Origin of the sequence: Kosakonia oryzae, assembly GCF_001658025.2 — a bacterium.
In the GTDB taxonomy this organism is placed as follows: Bacteria; Pseudomonadota; Gammaproteobacteria; order Enterobacterales; family Enterobacteriaceae; genus Kosakonia; species Kosakonia oryzae.
The window spans coordinates 708,820-726,272 of the sequence record NZ_CP014007.2; the positions used below are offsets into that span (position 1 = coordinate 708,820).

Here is a 17,453-nt window from a genome sequence, read left to right on the forward strand (position 1 = left end):
CTTTCGTCACAAAGCAAGTCCGGCAGCGGTATCGCTTTCGGCGTATTGAGTTAGTTTTACACGGAGCAAATATGTCACTCAGTCGGCGTCAGTTTCTTCAGGCATCAGGAGTTGCGCTTTGTGCAGGCGCGGTGCCGCTGAGAGCAAATGCTGCCGGGCAGCAACCCCCGCTGCCGGTTCCTCCTCTGCTGGAATCGCGACGCGGCCAGCCGCTGTTTATGACGCTGCAACGCGCGCACTGGTCATTTGCAACCGGTACCCGCGCGCAGGTCTCCGGCATTAACGGGCGTTACCTGGGGCCGACTATTCGCGTCTGGAACGGTGACGACGTTAAGCTGATTTACAGTAACCGGCTGGCGGAGAATGTCGCCATGACCGTCAGCGGTTTGCAGGTGCCTGGCCCACTGATGGGCGGTGCCGCGCGGATGATGACGGCGAACAACGACTGGGCGCCTGTGCTGCCGATCCGCCAGAGCGCGGCGACGCTGTGGTATCACGCCAACACGCCAAACCGCAGCGCTCAACAGGTTTACAACGGCCTTGCCGGTATGTGGCTGGTGGAAGATGAAATCAGCAAATCGCTGCCGGTGCCGAACCACTACGGCGTGGATGATTTTCCGATCATTATTCAGGACAAAAGGCTGGATAACTTCGGTACGCCGGAGTACAGCGAGCCGGGAAGCGGTGGGTTTGTCGGCGATACACTGATGGTGAACGGCGCGCAAAGCCCGTATGTTGAGGTCTCGCGCGGATGGGTGCGTCTGCGTTTACTGAATGCCTCCAACTCCCGCCGCTATCAGTTGCAAATGAGCGATGGCCGCGCGTTGCATGTGATTGCGGGCGATCAGGGGTTTTTACCTGCACCCGTTTCCGTAAAACAACTGTCGCTGGCACCTGGCGAACGTCGCGAAGTACTGGTAGATATGACCAACGGCGATGAAGTGTCGATCACCTGCGGCGAAGCGGCGAGTTTGATGGACAGGCTGCGCGGCATCTTTGAACCGTCCAGCATTTTAATCTCCACGCTGGTGCTGACGCTGCGTCCGACCGGGCTGCTGCCGCTGGTGACTGATACGCTGCCGATGCGCCTGCTGCCGTCTGATGTCCTGGCCGGCACGCCGACGCGCAGCCGCGATATTACGTTGGGCAGCGATCCGGGCATTAACGGTCAATTGTGGGACACGCAGCGTATTGATATCACCGCTCAGCAAGGGACATGGGAGCGCTGGACCGTGCGCGCAGAGATGCCGCAGTCGTTCCACATTGAAGGCGTGATGTTCCTCGTGCGCAACGTAAATGGCGCGCTGCCGTTCCCGGAAGATCGGGGCTGGAAAGACACGGTGTGGATCGACGGGCAGGTTGAGCTGCTGGTGTGGTTCGGTCAGCCTTCATGGCCGCACTTTCCTTTTCAGTTCCAGAGCCAGACGCTGGAAATGGCCGATCGCGGCTCTGTGGGGCAACTGCTGGTCAACCCGTCGGCGTAAATTCCACAGCCTGATAACGCACTTATCAGGCTTATGTTCCCTGAGCTTTTCGGGCACCGGAAACAAGCGCGTAATACTCCTTCATTTCCCGCTACAATCCGGCGTATAATCGCCGGCCTTTGATTATTTTTTTACCAATTCTGGAAGCAAAATGAGCGCAATATCCCTGATCCAGCCGGATCGAGACCTTTTCTCCTGGCCCCAGTACTGGGCGGCCTGCTTCGGCCCTGCGCCTTTTTTGCCGATGACGCGCGAAGAGATGGATCAACTTGGCTGGGATAGCTGCGACATTATTCTGGTTACTGGCGATGCGTATGTCGATCACCCGAGCTTCGGCATGGCGATTTGCGGTCGTATGCTGGAAGCACAGGGTTTCCGTGTCGGCATCATTTCCCAGCCGGACTGGAACAGCAAAGACGATTTTATGCGTCTGGGCAAACCGAACCTGTTCTTCGGCGTAACCGCCGGAAACATGGACTCGATGATCAACCGCTATACCGCCGATCGTAAGCTGCGCCACGACGATGCCTACACGGCGGATAACGTTGCCGGTAAACGTCCGGATCGCGCCACGCTGGTATATACCCAGCGCTGCAAAGAGGCATGGAAAGATGTGCCGGTGATCCTTGGTGGTATTGAAGCCAGCCTGCGCCGTACCGCGCATTACGATTACTGGTCTGATACCGTGCGCCGCTCGGTATTGATCGATGCCAAAGCCGACATGCTGATGTTCGGTAACGGTGAGCGCCCGCTGGTTGAAGTGGCGCACCGCCTTGCCGCCGGAGAGCCGATCGCGGAGATCCGCGATGTTCGCAATACGGCGATCATTGTTAAAGAAGCGCTGCCGGGCTGGAGCGGAGTGGATTCCACCCGTCTGGATACGCCCGGCAAAATCGATCCGATCCCGCATCCTTATGGTGAAGATCTGCCGTGCGCGGATAATAAACCGGTCGCACCGCAGGCGCAGGAAGTGAAGCGCGTCACCGTTCAGCCGCCGCGTCCGAAACCGTGGGAGAAAACCTACGTGCTGTTGCCTTCCTACGAGAAGGTAAAAAGCGACAAGGTGCTCTACGCGCATGCATCGCGTATTTTGCATCATGAAACTAACCCCGGTTGCGCCCGTGCGCTGTTACAAAAGCATGGCGATCGTTATATCTGGATCAACCCGCCAGCGATTCCGCTCTCCACCGAAGAGATGGACAGCGTTTTTGCACTGCCGTACCAGCGCGTGCCGCATCCGTCATACGGTAAGAGCCGTATTCCGGCGTACGAGATGATCCGCTTTTCGATCAACATCATGCGCGGCTGTTTTGGCGGCTGCTCTTTCTGCTCTATCACCGAGCATGAAGGGCGCATTATTCAGAGCCGCTCTGAAGATTCGATCATCAATGAAATCGAAGCGATCCGTGATTCGGTGCCGGGCTTTACCGGCGTGATTTCCGATCTGGGCGGCCCGACGGCCAACATGTATATGCTGCGCTGCAAATCGCCGCGTGCGGAGCAAACCTGCCGTCGTCTCTCCTGTGTCTATCCGGATATCTGCCCGCACATGGATACCAACCATCAGCCGACCATCGATCTCTATCGCCGTGCGCGCAGCCTGAAAGGCATCAAGAAGATCCTGATTGCCTCGGGTGTGCGTTACGATCTGGCGGTGGAAGATCCGCGCTATGTGAAGGAGCTGGCGACGCACCACGTTGGTGGTTACCTGAAGATTGCTCCTGAGCATACCGAAGAGGGGCCGCTGTCGAAAATGATGAAGCCGGGTATGGGCAGTTACGATCGCTTTAAACAGCTGTTCGATACCTATTCAAAAGAGGCGGGTAAAGAGCAGTATCTGATCCCGTACTTTATCTCGGCGCACCCGGGCACGCGTGATGAGGATATGGTGAACCTGGCGCTGTGGCTGAAACGCCACCGTTTCCGTCTCGACCAGGTACAGAACTTCTATCCTTCACCGCTGGCTAACTCAACCACCATGTATTACACCGGCAAAAACCCGCTGTCGAAAATCGACTACAAGAGCGAGGAAGTGGTGGTGCCGAAAGGGGATAAACAGCGTCGTCTGCATAAAGCACTGCTGCGTTACCACGATCCGGCGAACTGGCCGCTGCTGCGCGAAGCGCTGGAAGCGATGGGCAAAAAGCATCTGATCGGCTCGCGTCGTGATTGCCTGGTGCCTGCGCCTACGCTTGACGAGATGCGCGAAGCACGCCGCCAGAATCGCCAGTCGCGCCCGGCCCTGACCAAACACACGCCGATTGTGCACCAGCGCAGCAACGGTAAAAGCACCGCTGCGGCACCCGCGAAAAAGCGCGCGCCGCGCGTGCGTTAAGCGCAATAAAAAACCCGGCAAAAACGCCGGGTTTTGTTTAGCAGTAATCGAATAAAACGTTAACCGCCGAACTGATCCGGGTCCGGCCCCAGCCGTTTACCCTGTTCCAGTTTGGCGATTTCTGCCAGCTCATCTTTGTCCAGACGGAAATCCCAGACGTCGAAGTTTTCGGCAATACGCGCCGGAGTGACCGATTTCGGGATCACCACCAGCCCGCTGTCGAGATGCCAGCGGATCGTCACCTGCGCCGGTGTTTTGCCATATTTATCCGCCAGATCGCGAATAATTTTCTGATCAAACACACCTTCGCCGCCCTGCGCCAGCGGGCTCCAGGATTCAGTCTGGATCTTATGCGTGGCATTCCAGGCATGGAGCTGGCGCTGCTGCAGCAGCGGGTGCAGCTCGATCTGGTTGATCACCGGCGCTACGCCGGTTTCATCGATGATCCTTTGCAGGTGAGGAATCTGGAAGTTGCATACGCCGATGCTCTTCACCAGACCCTGTTTTTGCAGTTCGATCATGCCTTTCCAGGCGTCCACGTAATGATCGATTGCCGGAACCGGCCAATGCATCAACCAGAGATCGATATAGTCGAGCTGGAGTTTTTTCAGGCTCTCCTGCAAGGCTTCTGCCGGCCGTTTCTGATCATCGTTCCACAGTTTGGTGGTGATAAAGAGTTCCTCGCGCGCCACGCCTGCACTGGCTAATGCTTTGCCAACGCCGTCTTCATTTTTGTAGGCCGTGGCGGTATCGATCGAACGATAGCCCACTTCCAGCGCTTTATGGATGGCGGTTACCACTTCCTCGTTGCTTGCTTTCCACACGCCAAGGCCGAGTTGCGGCATCAGGTTGCCATCGGAAAGCTTAATCACGGTGGGATGTGTCATGCATTTCTCCTTTCAATGGGCTTACCGGGACAAGCCCGGTAAGGTGGTTTGCCTTAAGTGTGGTCGAAAAAACCAAAAACGGAAGCCGGGCTTTTTAGTGCTTAGCGTGCCGCTTCGTAGATACGACGGCTGACATCCAGCGTAATATCGTGATGTTCGCCAAGTTGCGTCATGCCATGTTCTTCCAGTTTCGCCAGCAGCGCCGGGATGGAGCTACCGTCAAGGCCGTAGCCGGAAAGACGCGTCGGTACGCCCATACGTTCGAAGAAGTTGCGGGTGGCTGCGATTGCGGCATCAATGCGCTCATTTTCGGAACCTTCAGTGATATTCCATACGCGTTCTGCATATTGCAGCAGTTTTTCGCGTTTGGTTTCACGTTTTTCATTCCACAGCGCCGGCAGCACAATCGCCAGTGTCTGCGCGTGATCCAGCCCGTGCATTGCGGTCAGTTCATGGCCCAGCATATGGGTTGCCCAGTCCTGCGGTACGCCCGCGCCAATCAGGCCGTTCAGCGCCTGTGTCGCTGCCCACATCACGTTGGCGCGAACATCGTAGTTTTCCGGTTCCTGCAGTGCTTTCGGGCCTTCTTCGATAAGCGTCAGCAGAATACCTTCGGCAAAACGATCCTGAATTTTGCCGTTCACCGGCCAGGTAACGTACTGCTCAACGGTGTGCACGAACGCATCGATCACACCATTAGCCACCTGGCGCGGCGGCAGAGTGTAGGTATACACCGGATCCAATACGGCAAACACCGGCTGAACGAACGCCGAGTGGAATGCCTGCTTATCACCTGTGGCTTTGCGTGAAACCACGGCACCGGCATTGGATTCAGAGCCGGTAGCGGGCAGTGTCAGCACGGAACCCATCGGAATAGCGCTTTTGATTTCTCTGCCGCCGGTTTGCAGGATGTGCCACGGATCGATGCCGTCAGCATAGTTTGCCGCAGCGGCGATAAATTTGGTGCCGTCCAGCACAGAACCCCCACCCACGGCCAGCAGGAAGGTGACGTGTTCTTCGCGAACAATTTTTACGGCTTTCATCAGGGTTTCGTAAGTCGGGTTTGGTTCGATACCGCTGAATTCAAGAATGTCCAGCCCTTCCAGCGCGCTGTAAACCTGATCCAGTACGCCGTTTTTCTTCACGCTACCGCCACCGTAAGTGATCAGCACGCGTGCGCCAGTTGGGATTTGCCCACGCAGGTCGGCAATCGCGCCTTTACCAAACAGAATGCGGGTCGGGGTATGCAGATTGAAGTTGTTCATTGCTCGTTCCCTTCTAACTAGAGGTGAAAAAAAGAGGCAGCGGACTGCCTGATGAAGATTATTGTGGGCGTGCGCGCCGACTCTCTCAATGCACATTCCTGCCGATGTCTTGCCTGTTTCTCCATGTGGCTGGAGAAAAAGCACAAAACTCTGCACACTGTGCTCGTCAAAATGTCTTGCCGGAGTAGCGAAAAATGAAGCGTGAAGAGATTTGCCTGCAACTGACAGAAAAAATTAAACGACTGAAAATTAACGAAAACCGTCTGGCTGAGTTATTGCCGGATATTCGCCTGCTGTACGGTACGCAACCGGGAACCCGCACGCCGGTGATGTACCTGCCAGGGATCGTTTTTCTCTTTTCCGGCCATAAAATTGGTTATATCAATGAAAGGGTGTTCCGTTATGACACCAATGAATATTTGCTGCTGACGGTTCCTCTGCCGTTTGAGTGTGAAACCTTCGCTACGCCGGAGGTGCCGCTGGCAGGGTTGCGCCTAAATGTCGATATCCTGCAGTTGCAGGAGCTGCTGATGGATATTGGTGAAGATGAATATTTCCACCCCGGCGCTGCGGCCAGCGGTATCAACTCGGCGGTACTGTCGGAAGAGATCCTCTGTGCGGCAGAACGTTTGCTGGATGTGATGGAGCATCCACTGGATGCCCGTATTCTCGGTAAGCAAATTATCCGTGAAATGCTGTATCACGTACTGACCGGGCCGCGCGGCGAAGCGCTGCTGGCGCTGGTCAGCCGTCAGACGCATTTTAGCCTGATCAGCCGCGTGCTGAAACGTATTGAAAGCCAGTACACGGAAAACCTCAGTGTGGATCAACTGGCGGCGGAAGCCAATATGAGCGTCTCGGCGTTTCACCACAACTTTAAGTCTGTTACCAGCACGTCGCCGTTGCAGTATTTGAAAACATACCGCCTGCACAAAGCGCGGATGCTGATGGTGCATGACGGCATGAAAGCCAGCGCGGCGGCAATACGCGTAGGGTATGAAAGCCCGTCGCAATTCAGCCGCGAATTTAAGCGCTATTTCGGCCTGACGCCGGGTGAAGATGTGGCAAGGATCCGCCTGATACAGGGCGCGTGATTTTCCCTCTCCCGGAGCGGAGAGGGGTGAATCAGACGTTGCAATACTTTTTCTTCAGCACCACGGTGACCGCGCCGACAAGGCCAATCACCAGCAGGAACAGCGGCAGCAGCATCAGGAAGGTCATCACCTGATCTTCATGACGTTTGACGAAAGGGATCATGCTGATGGCATAGCCCAGCGACATCACCACGGCAACCCACAGCAGTGCGCTCAGCCAGTTAAACAGCTGGAAGCGGCGGTTCGACAGGCCGGAAATGCCCGCCATGGTAGGCAGCAACGTGCGCACAAACGCAAGAAAGCGACCGGCCAGCAGCGCCAGCAGACCATGACGGTCAAACATATAGGTTGCCCGTTCGTGATATTTCACCGGCAGATGCGACAGCCAGCTCTTTACCACCCGCGTATTGCCGAGCCATTTTCCTTGCAGATAACTCAGCCAGCAGCCGAGGCTGGCAGCGCTGGTGAGGATCGCGAGGGTGGAGATGAAGTCCATGCAGCCGCGCGCAACCAGTGCGCCAGCGAGCAGTAAAAGGCTGTCGCCCGGTAAAAATGAGGCAGGAAGCAAGCCGTTTTCTAAAAACAACGTAGCAAACATCACCAGATAAACGACACCGACAACATGTGGGTTTGCCAGCGCAGCAAAGTCGTGATGCCAGAGCGCAGCAATAATATCTTGAATAACAGCCATGGACTTTCCTGTGGTACTGCGAAGAGGAGGCTATTGTACTCCAACTCGCCTGAAACACCTTGATCCGGGGCGCAAGAAATAAGAAATTTCCCGCCTTGCTGCCCCGAACGCCAGGTTTACACGATGCGCTGGAAGCCTGCCACTAAATCTTCAATCAGATCATCAACATTCTCTAAACCGACATGCAGACGGATTAATGTTCCGCTGAAATCGACGCCGCCATCCGGGCGAATCGCCGCGAGCTGTTCTGGCTGGTTCGCCAGAATCAGCGATTCATAGCCGCCCCATGAATAGGCCATGCTGAACAGTTTGAAGTGGTCGAGATATTGCGCCAGCTCTTCATTGCTTAGTCGTTTATTCAGCACGAACGAGAACAAACCGCTGCTGCCGGTGAAGTCGCGTTTCCAGTATTCATGACCTTTACTGCCAGGCAGTGCAGGGTGGTTAACGCGCGCCACTTGCGGATGCGTTGCCAGCCATTCGGCAATCTTCAGGCTGCTTTCATGATGTTGACGCAAACGGACGCCGAGCGTACGCAGACCACGGCTGGTCATATAAGCCGTGTCGGCATCGACCATTTGCCCCATCAGATAGGCATTTTCACGCAGTTGTTCCCAACAACGTGCATTCGATACCGCCGTACCGATCATGCCGTCGGAGTGGCCAATCAGATATTTAGTGGCGGCCTGAATGGAGATATCAATATCGAATTCCAGCGCCTTAAACAGGATCCCCGCCGCCCAGGTGTTATCGATCATGATAATCGCCTCTGGCGCAACGCTTCTCACCGCCTGAACAATGGCCGGAACGTCGTGGACTTCCATGGTGATCGAACCGGGAGATTCGAGAAACACCACTTTGGTGTTGGGCTGGATCAGCTTGACGATACTGGAGCCGATCAGCGGGTCAAACCAACTGGTGGTGACGCCCAGTTTGGCGAGAATTTTGGTGCAGAAATCCTGGCTTGGCTCGTAGGCCGTGTTGGTCATCAACACATGATCGCCCTGTTCGACAAACGCCAGAATAGTATTGGCTACCGCTGCCGCTCCACAGGGGAACAGCGCACAGCCCGCACCGCCTTCAAGTTCGCACATCGCTTCCTGTAATGAGAAGTGCGTCAGCGTGCCGCGACGGCCGTAAAACAATTCACCATTGGCGCGATTGCGTGTGGCATGTTTTTTGGCTTCAACCGTGTCGAATACCAGTGAAGACGCGCGCTGGATAACGCTGTTCACCGAACCCTGCGTGTACTTTTTACTGCGCCCTGCGTTTACCAGAGCGGTATCTATATGCTTCGCCGTCATTGTTGCTCAACCTGTTTTTATACGTCTGGATGTCCAGACTACCATGATTGCGCGTTGATGCATCGCCATGTTGGCGGCAGAGCCTTAATTTTTTCTCATTCCGTGCCGGGCGAGGGCATTTACTGTGTTAGCGCAAGGAAACTGGCCTCTCTTTACGGCACTATGTAAATACTAATGAGAACCACTATCAATTCGGTGGCATTTTGATATTATTACGCGCAGATTTTGTGATTTGCGTCTCGGAGATACACAGTGGGTAATAATTTGATGCAGACGGATCTATCCGTGTGGGGTATGTATCACCATGCCGACATCGTCGTAAAGATTGTGATGATCGGCCTGATTCTCGCGTCAGTCGTTACATGGGCGCTGTTCTTCAGTAAAAGCGCGGAGATGATCTCGCAGAAGCGCCGCCTTAAGCGCGAGCAGCAGAAACTGGCTGAAGCACGTTCTTTGGATCAGGCCAGCGAAATTGCCTCCTCTTTCCACGCCAGAAGTCTGAGTCTGTCATTAATTAATGAAGCCCAGAATGAACTGGAGTTATCCGCAGGCAGCGAAGACAACGAAGGCATTAAAGAGCGTACCGGCTTCCGCCTCGAACGCCGTGTTGCGGCGACCGGCCGCCATATGGGGCGCGGCAACGGCTATCTTGCGACGATTGGCGCGATTTCACCGTTTATCGGCCTGTTTGGTACGGTCTGGGGCATCATGAACAGCTTTATCGGTATTGCGCAAACGCAGACCACTAACCTTGCTGTTGTGGCGCCGGGTATCGCAGAAGCGCTGCTGGCAACGGCTATCGGCCTGGTAGCGGCAATTCCGGCGGTGGTAATTTATAACGTCTTTGCCCGCATGATTGGCAGTTACAAAGCCATGCTTGGCGATGTTGCCGCACAGGTTCTGCTGCTGCAAAGCCGCGATCTTGACCTGGCCGCCAGCAATGCGCAGCCGGTTCGTACCGCGTCGAAATTACGTGTAGGTTGATGCTTTATGGCAATGCGTCTTAACGAAAACCTGGATGATAATGGCGAAATGCACGAAATCAACGTGACGCCGTTTATCGACGTTATGTTGGTGCTGCTGATTATCTTTATGGTGGCCGCGCCGCTTGCCACCGTTGATGTAAAAGTGAATCTTCCGGCTTCTACCAGCCAGCCGCAGCCGCGTCCGGAAAAACCGGTCTACCTGTCGGTGAAAGCGGATAACACCATGTTCATCGGCAACGATCCGGTAACCGACGAGACGATGGTTAACCAGCTCAATGCCGTGACGGAAGGCAAAAAGGACACCACGATCTTCTTCCGTGCGGATAAAACCGTCGATTACGAGACGATGATGAAAGTGATGGATACCCTGCATCAGGCGGGCTATCTCAAAATCGGTCTGGTCGGTGAAGAGACGGTTAAAGCACACTAAACTCGGTGCTGATAAGTGAGAAAAGCTGGCAAAGGCCAGCTTTTTTTATATCGGATATATGAAGGAATAAAAAAGCGACGCGCTTATTTTGATTTTATGTCTGCGGTTTTTTCTTGCTTCTCCGGCGCGGCTTTTTGGTTGCTCGTCTCTGGCGCGACGGTGGTGACCGTCGTCGTATGGTATTCGCCGTCGCTGAGTTTGCGGCTCAGGCGCAGCGTCGCAGTTTCCCGCGCCAGCAAATGTTGGTAGTTAGCCTCCAGCCGCCCCAGGATTTTGTCGCGCAGTTCCGGCTTTAGCTCGATGATGGCATTGATCACCGCACCGTAAATTTCCTCTTTCACCTGTAACGGGTAGATTTCACGGCGGTTCTGCCATTTCAGGCGCACAAGCGCCGCAGGAATGGAAACCAGCTCATGGGCAATACGGGCAATGGTTTCATTTTTACTGAGTATCAGCGCCTCTTTATTGTGCTCTAAGATAAATTCATCGCTATTTTTGTCAGTTAAAGTTAAATAAACATTATTATCGACATCGCTCACGTCATTCATCCCCAAGCTTATAAAATAGTGGCCCGTCCTTTTCTCGAGTAATCAGGTTAAGCCAAATCTCATTCCCGTTTTCATTAATTTGCTGCGTTTTTTCGGTAATTATTTGACTTAATGCCTGGGGTTCAATCTCGCCCTCTTCCTGTAAGTCATTAAGCAGACGGGCGAATGTCTCGATTTTTACTACCCGCAACAGACGCTCTTTTATATGGCGATCGCGCTCTTCAAGTAACATATTTCTTGACTGCCCACCGCGGCTGGCATTAGCTAATATATCGTTGGCATGATCGGCGAGGGTTGTTTTCCCCTGAGCTAAATTAGTTTCTGTTCCTTCTTCTCCAGGACTGGTTTCAGCAGTAGAAATATGAAATCGTGCCGGGACAAGATTCTCGGGAAGCATTTCTAATGTCCTTTAATATCAACAAGGAAGAGGGAGTGCGGGCGTGAGGTTCGTTGACAATATCACGGCGCACTTTTAAAATCAAAAAAAAGGAGCCTGCTCATGAACAGTATTTTTTATTCTGTCATTGCTATATTGCTGCTGACGGGCGGCGTACTTTTATTGATGCGAGAGTACAATAAAAACACTCCCCTTAGTGAAATTGACGATCGCCCTCCGCAGTATCATCCATTGTCAAAAGAGGAAGGCGAAGATCATTTTTCGGTATTAATGAACGCGATTACTCCGGTATGGTACTGGCGCGTCAACCATGAATATATTGATTTTCTTCATGCGACAATTAAACGTATGAACATGGCGGAATTAAATAGTACGCCGGGTTTATTTGAAGCCCAGCGTCGCTGTAGCGATCTCAATTCAGCGGTGTATAAGTATTACGACAATATAAAAAAACGCTGTGTCAACGGTGAAAAAGTCTCGCAGTCCGATCTGGATGTCCTCAATCTGCGCCAGTGTTTTCGCGAGTTCAGTATGGAAGCCTATCCGGCGCTGGTGGTGCTGGTCTGGCCTGAGTATCAGCGGCCGTGGGTGAACCCGGAGGATGTGTAACCCCGGCCGGCCGGGTGTTGCAAACTGTTTGCCATCCTGAGATATACTGGGCGTCGGTTTCGTTATCTGACAGGACACTAACGCCACATGGAACGCTTTCTGGAAAACGCAATGTACGCCTCGCGCTGGTTGCTCGCCCCGGTCTACTTTGGCCTTTCCCTCGCTTTACTTGCGTTGACGCTGAAATTCTTTCAGGAGATTATTCACGTCCTGCCCAATGTCTTTAACCTGGCGGAAGCCGATCTGATTCTGACGTTGCTGTCGCTGGTGGATATGACGCTGGTGGGTGGGTTGCTGGTAATGGTGATGTTTTCTGGCTATGAGAATTTCGTGTCGCAACTGGATATCGCCGAGCACAAAGAGAAGCTAAACTGGCTCGGCAAAATGGACGCGACTTCACTGAAGAACAAAGTGGCGGCGTCCATTGTAGCGATCTCTTCGATTCATCTGCTGCGCGTGTTTATGGACGCGAAAAACGTCCCGGACAATAAACTGATGTGGTACGTGATAATCCATCTGACGTTTGTTTTGTCTGCTTTCGTCATGGGGTATCTGGATCGCCTGACGCGCCATAATCACTGATAAAGCCGCAAGAGGGCGGAAAGCCGGGCAAGCAACGCTACCCGGCTTTTTTGTTATTTATCTGACGATGCCTGCCACAGATTCAACTCGCCGTCGGCAACATGCTTATCGATTTGCGCCAGTTCCCCTTCACTAAACGTCAGGTTATTCAACGCCAGTACGTTCTCTTCGATTTGCTCCGGACGGCTTGCGCCAATCAGCACGGAAGTCACGCGCTGGTCTTTCAATAACCAGCTCAACGCCATTTGCGCCATCGACTGTCCGCGATGTTGCGCCATATCATTGAGTAACCGCAGGCTGTTGAGATTGCTCTCCGTCAGCATTTTCTCCGTCAAACCGCGCACTTTTTTACCTTCACGCTGCATACGGGAACCTTCCGGAATGCCGTTCAGGTATTTACCGGTCAGCAGCCCCTGCGCCAGCGGGGTAAATGCAATACATCCCACGCCGTTATCTTCCAGCGTATCGAGCAGGCCGGTTTTATCGACCCAGCGGTTCAGCAGGTTGTACGAAGGCTGATGGATAAGCAGCGGGATCTTCCACTCGCGCAGCAACGCTGCCATCTGTTGCGTACGTTCAGTGGAGTAAGACGAGATGCCGACATACAACGCTTTACCGCTTTGCACCGCCTGGGCGAGCGCTGCTGCGGTCTCTTCCATCGGCGTTTTTTCATCTACGCGGTGTGAATAAAAGATATCCACGTAGTCAACGCCCATGCGTTTCAGGCTCTGATCGAGGCTGGCCAACAGGTATTTACGCGAGCCGCCGGAACCATACGGGCCAGGCCACATATCGTAGCCAGCCTTGGTGGAAATAATGATTTCATCGCGATAAACGGCGAAGTCATCGCGTAGCAGGCGACCAAAATTCTCTTCCGCACTGCCCGCTGGCGGCCCGTAGTTGTTGGCTAAATCAAAGTGGGTAATGCCAAGGTCAAAGGCTTTACGCAGCAGGGCGCGTTGCGAATCCCGCGCCTGTCCATAACCAAAGCTGTGCCACAAACCGAGGGAAAGCGCGGGCAGTTGCAGGCCGCTTTTACCGCAGTATCGATACTGCATCTGTTCGTAGCGATTCGGATTGGCGAAACCGGGCATGATGTCTCCTTTCTTATCTGGCTTTTATATGAAAATCGAAACAGCGTTTTTATCTTACGTCCGTTTTCAGCTTATCAAAAGGTTATGGTTATACCTGCGCATTTTTTAGGCAAAAACCGTAACGCTATGCTTTGCTTAGAGTGGCGAAATGGAGGAGACAGAGAATGACGCGTTTGACGGCGAAAGATTTTCCGCAAGAGTTGCTCGATTACTATGACTACTACGCGCATGGCAAAATCAACAAGCGCGAGTTTTTACAGATAGCTGGCAAATACACGGTCGGCGGCATGACCGCGCTGGCACTGTTCAATCTGCTAAAGCCCAACTACGCGCTGGCAACGCAGGTCGAATTTACCGATCCGGATATTCGCCCCGAGTACATCACCTGGCCATCGCCCAACGGTCACGGCGAGGTTCGCGGTTATCTGGTTAAACCGACAAAAGCAACGGGCAAAGTGCCGGCCGTAGTGGTGGTGCATGAAAATCGCGGGCTGAATCCGTATATCGAAGATGTCGCCCGCCGCGTAGCCAAAGCCGGTTACATCGCGCTGGCTCCGGATGGGTTAAGCTCCGTTGGCGGCTATCCCGGCAATGATGATGAAGGGCGCGAGCTGCAACAAAAAGTCGATCCTACAAAACTGATGAATGACTTCTTTGCCGCCATTGAGTTTCTGCAAAAGCATCCGGATGCCACGGGCAAAGTCGGGATCACCGGCTTTTGTTACGGCGGCGGCGTTGCGAACGCGGCGGCGGTTGCGTATCCGGAGCTGGCCTGTGCAGTGCCGTTTTATGGTCGCCAGCCGCCCGTCGCCGGGGTGGCAAAAATCAAGGCGCCGTTACTGCTCCACTACGCTGCGCTGGACAAAAACATTAACGAAGGCTGGCCTGCCTATGAACAGGCGCTGAAGGCCAACCACAAGGTATTTGAAGCTTATATCTACCCGGCCGTAAACCACGGTTTTCATAACGATTCAACGCCGCGCTACGATCATGCGGCGGCGGAACTAGCCTGGCAACGAACCCTTGGATGGTTTGAAAAATATCTGCATTGAGTGGATCGTTCCCGAAAAAAGAGCAGGGAATCGCCAGTGGCGCAATATATCGTTAATAATAAATTAGCGATGACTCCTCGTATAAGAAGGCTTTAGTGCCGATTTTTATGCTGTTAAGTGGTAAATGACACATTCTGTAAAGATAATGGCGCATTTTTATTATCCGGTTTGCAAGTAAAACTGCGCTATTAATTTACGTTAGGTGTTCTCCTTCTTCTGCGAAAATTCCTGGATAAATGTCTGCGAAAAATCTTTCGCGCGAGACGTCAGTGGGCGATTGCTAATAGCCCGGATGCCTCGCCGAATATAAGCCTTTCTTCTCACTGTGGCTGAAATCAGGTACATGATTGCGTTCGCAGGTTCGCTGCTGTATCGCTTCAGGCCAGTGTGTATGCGGCTTACGGCGCGATGTCCGCGCCAGTAAGTGCGAAAAAGCATTACCGTCGTCAGGGTAATAAATAGTCAGTTAATCATCCTTAAAATAAATTTTAATAACCCTTAATCATCATTTTTATTTGTTTTAAAAAAAGCTTTTTCATTATTTAATGCGATTTTTGTCTATGTGTTATTATTCATTTTTTGATTTTTTAAATATCCTTATTTTAAATTTTAGCTGCGTTTAAATTTTTCCATTATATATATCATTCAGCCCGTTATGTTTTTACATATTATTATTTATGGATTTTAAAACCTTTAACTCCGGAAATAATTAGCTGATTAATATTTTTCTTTGTTTTGTTAAAAAACAATTACTTATGTTTATTTATTGTAAACAAACGCCGTGGGGGTGATGCTGATTAATAACCCAATGATGAGACAGAATAAGATCCTGTACGGCCCTGGTACAGGCTGGCGGAAAAGCATAAGGGTGAAATTTTTTTATCATTTTTTTCACCTTTACCATGCAGAATTTTCTTGTCCATGCCGATAACGGAGATAAGTCTCGCCCGCAGGCGAGAATGTACCTTCACCGCAAGGATAATATTATGAGTATGCTTCGTAACTTTACTATACGAGCCGTTATGCTGGCGATCCTCGGGATCTTCGGCCTGCTGTGGTCAGGCGTCGGTTTGTATAGCGTTTTTTCTCTGTCAAAAGTGGCCGACGGCAATGAGGTGGATCGCCAGTTAGTGTCACAGATGACTCTGCTTAGCCAGGGCAATGATCAGTACTTTCGGTTTGTGACTCGTCTCAGTCGCGTAATGGAAGCCAAAGCTGCGGGTGGCTCGCCGGATATGGCGCCGGTTCAACAGGCGCTGGACAATATGACCCGTTATCTGGCGGCGTTTAAAGCGATTTCGCCAGGGCCGATAGATGCGAAAATCTCTGAGCAAGTGATCAGTAACTGGCAGACGCTGCTGGAGCAGGGGATCACGCCGCAATTTCAACTGGCGCAGCAGGGAACACCTGACGCTTATCGCCAGCAAGCAAATAATGTTACGCCGGGTTTAAGCCGCAACTTTGGGGCGGCGGCCGAAAGCTTTAATAAAGCTGCGGGCGAGATGCTCGATCAGACGCGCGTTGTCGTCGATAGCCAGACGAAAACCACCCGCGTGGCAATTATTTCAGCGATGGTGATTGGCCTGTTGATCCTGCTCTTTACCGACCGCTACCTGGTCAACATGCTGGTGCGCCCGCTGGATCGTATCCGTGCGCATTTCACGGTGATGGCGCAGGGCGATCTCAGCCAGCCGCTGGAAGATTTTGGTCGTAACTGCGTCGGCAAAGTCGTACCGCTGTTGCTGGCGATGCAGGATAGCCTGCGTGAAGCGGTTAGCAGTATCCGCCACGGTAGCGAAAATATCTGGCGCGGAGCGAGTGAGATCTCTTCCGGCAATAATGATCTCTCTTCCCGTACCGAAGAGCAGGCCGCCGCGCTGGAGCAGACGGCAGCCAGCATGGAAGAACTGACTTCAACGGTCAAACTGAATGCGGATAACGCCAGCCAGGCCAGCCAACTGGCGGAAGTGGCGTCAGCCACTGCCAGCAAAGGCGGCGCGCTGGTTAAAGACGTTATCAGCACGATGGAGGGTATTTCCGGTAGTTCGAAGAAAATTGCTGAGATCACCACTGTCATTAACAGCATTGCCTTCCAGACGAACATTCTGGCGCTGAACGCTGCGGTTGAAGCGGCGCGCGCAGGTGAACAAGGGCGTGGTTTTGCCGTCGTCGCCGGGGAAGTTCGTAACCTTGCCAGCCGCAGTGCGGGCGCGGCGAAAGAGATCGAAACGCTGATCGCCGATTCAGTCAGCCGCGTCGAGAAAGGGGCGCAACTGGTGAACGACACCGGCACCACCATGGAAAGTATCCTGCGGGCCGTGACCGAAGTGACCACCATTATGAAAGAAATTGCCTCGGCCTCTGCGGAGCAGAGTAAAGGTATCTCTCAGGTGGGTGTTGCGATCAGCCAGATGGATAGCGTCACGCAGCAGAACGCCTCGCTGGTGGAGCAGATCTCTGCGGCAGCGGCGGCGCTGGAGCGCCAGACAGAAGAGCTGCAACGTTCTGTTCAGCAGTTCCGTCTTTCCAGTAACGAGCAGAATAACTTAGCAACGACAGCGCTGGTGAAACCGGATTTGTCGCGCAAAACCACCTCTAAATCTGCCGCATCGTCGGACGAGTGGGTGGCGTTTTAATCAGCGCTATCACCCCCGCAACAGATCGTTATATAATTTTTTATATAGCGATTGGGGGT

General features: G+C 53.2%; 15 protein-coding genes and 1 pseudogene. 9 read left to right on the forward strand and 7 right to left on the reverse strand.

The annotated features are described in order from the left end of the window. Positions 1–71 precede the first annotated feature (71 nt). Both ftsP and AWR26_RS03470 read left to right on the forward strand, forming a co-directional pair. Positions 72–1,484 carry a cell division protein FtsP gene (gene ftsP / locus AWR26_RS03465; RefSeq protein ID WP_043956524.1) on the forward strand — a complete coding sequence of 471 codons (1,413 nt, stop codon included), beginning with the start codon at positions 72–74 and terminating at the stop codon, positions 1,482–1,484. Between the two features lie 83 nt (positions 1,485–1,567). Beyond that, positions 1,568–3,819, forward strand: a pseudogene (locus AWR26_RS03470) (YgiQ family radical SAM protein). Between the two features lie 59 nt (positions 3,820–3,878). Here the strand turns inward: AWR26_RS03470 and dkgA are convergent. Next, a complete protein-coding gene (dkgA, locus tag AWR26_RS03475; RefSeq protein ID WP_064563604.1) occupies positions 3,879–4,706 on the reverse strand; it encodes a 2,5-didehydrogluconate reductase DkgA in 828 nt (275 codons plus the stop codon). Positions 4,707–4,807: 101 nt separating this feature from the next. Then, positions 4,808–5,971 (reverse strand): alcohol dehydrogenase, encoded by a 1,164-nt coding sequence (yqhD, locus tag AWR26_RS03480; RefSeq protein WP_064563606.1) that lies wholly within the window; start codon positions 5,969–5,971, stop codon positions 4,808–4,810. 194 nt (positions 5,972–6,165) lie between these two features. Here yqhD and AWR26_RS03485 point away from each other — a divergent pair, with 194 nt between their 5' ends. Then, complete coding sequence (locus AWR26_RS03485) at positions 6,166–7,065, forward strand: AraC family transcriptional regulator (RefSeq protein WP_064563608.1); 900 nt, start codon at positions 6,166–6,168, stop codon at positions 7,063–7,065. Between the two features lie 31 nt (positions 7,066–7,096). On the opposite strand, the gene AWR26_RS03490 is transcribed toward AWR26_RS03485, so the two are convergent. Both AWR26_RS03490 and metC read right to left on the reverse strand, forming a co-directional pair. After that, on the reverse strand, positions 7,097–7,756 hold the full coding sequence (locus AWR26_RS03490) for a DedA family protein (RefSeq protein ID WP_064563610.1): 660 nt from the start codon (positions 7,754–7,756) through the stop codon (positions 7,097–7,099). A gap of 116 nt (positions 7,757–7,872) precedes the next feature. Continuing rightward, positions 7,873–9,060, reverse strand: a complete 1,188-nt coding sequence (gene metC, locus AWR26_RS03495; RefSeq protein ID WP_064563612.1) for a cystathionine beta-lyase — start codon at positions 9,058–9,060, stop codon at positions 7,873–7,875. 252 nt (positions 9,061–9,312) lie between these two features. Between metC and exbB the strand changes: the two genes are divergently transcribed. Beyond that, positions 9,313–10,044, forward strand: a complete 732-nt coding sequence (gene exbB / locus AWR26_RS03500; protein ID WP_064563613.1) for a tol-pal system-associated acyl-CoA thioesterase — start codon at positions 9,313–9,315, stop codon at positions 10,042–10,044. Between the two features lie 6 nt (positions 10,045–10,050). Further along, positions 10,051–10,476 (forward strand): TonB system transport protein ExbD, encoded by a 426-nt coding sequence (gene exbD, locus AWR26_RS03505; RefSeq protein ID WP_007370131.1) that lies wholly within the window; start codon positions 10,051–10,053, stop codon positions 10,474–10,476. Positions 10,477–10,559: 83 nt separating this feature from the next. Here exbD and AWR26_RS03510 read toward each other — a convergent pair whose 3' ends face one another. Continuing rightward, the gene (locus AWR26_RS03510) at positions 10,560–11,024 is read right to left on the reverse strand and encodes a hypothetical protein (RefSeq protein ID WP_064563615.1); all 465 of its coding nucleotides are present in this window, start codon (positions 11,022–11,024) and stop codon (positions 10,560–10,562) included. Beyond that, a complete protein-coding gene (locus tag AWR26_RS03515) occupies positions 11,017–11,421 on the reverse strand; it encodes a hypothetical protein (RefSeq protein WP_064563617.1) in 405 nt (134 codons plus the stop codon). Before AWR26_RS03515 ends, AWR26_RS03510 begins: the two co-directional genes overlap by 8 nt. A gap of 102 nt (positions 11,422–11,523) precedes the next feature. Between AWR26_RS03515 and AWR26_RS03520 the strand changes: the two genes are divergently transcribed. Next, positions 11,524–12,030 (forward strand): ESA_00282 family adhesion-associated protein, encoded by a 507-nt coding sequence (locus AWR26_RS03520; protein ID WP_043956534.1) that lies wholly within the window; start codon positions 11,524–11,526, stop codon positions 12,028–12,030. Between the two features lie 87 nt (positions 12,031–12,117). After that, entirely contained in the window at positions 12,118–12,612 is a 495-nt protein-coding gene (locus AWR26_RS03525; protein WP_007370135.1) for a TIGR00645 family protein, read from the forward strand. Between the two features lie 53 nt (positions 12,613–12,665). On the opposite strand, the gene AWR26_RS03530 is transcribed toward AWR26_RS03525, so the two are convergent. Beyond that, a complete protein-coding gene (locus AWR26_RS03530) occupies positions 12,666–13,706 on the reverse strand; it encodes an aldo/keto reductase (protein ID WP_064563619.1) in 1,041 nt (346 codons plus the stop codon). Between the two features lie 164 nt (positions 13,707–13,870). Between AWR26_RS03530 and yghX the strand changes: the two genes are divergently transcribed. Then, positions 13,871–14,758, forward strand: a complete 888-nt coding sequence (gene yghX / locus AWR26_RS03535) for a YghX family hydrolase (protein WP_064563622.1) — start codon at positions 13,871–13,873, stop codon at positions 14,756–14,758. A 986-nt stretch (positions 14,759–15,744) separates the two neighbouring features. Continuing rightward, complete coding sequence (locus AWR26_RS03540) at positions 15,745–17,394, forward strand: methyl-accepting chemotaxis protein (RefSeq protein ID WP_064563624.1); 1,650 nt, start codon at positions 15,745–15,747, stop codon at positions 17,392–17,394. Positions 17,395–17,453 lie beyond the last annotated feature (59 nt).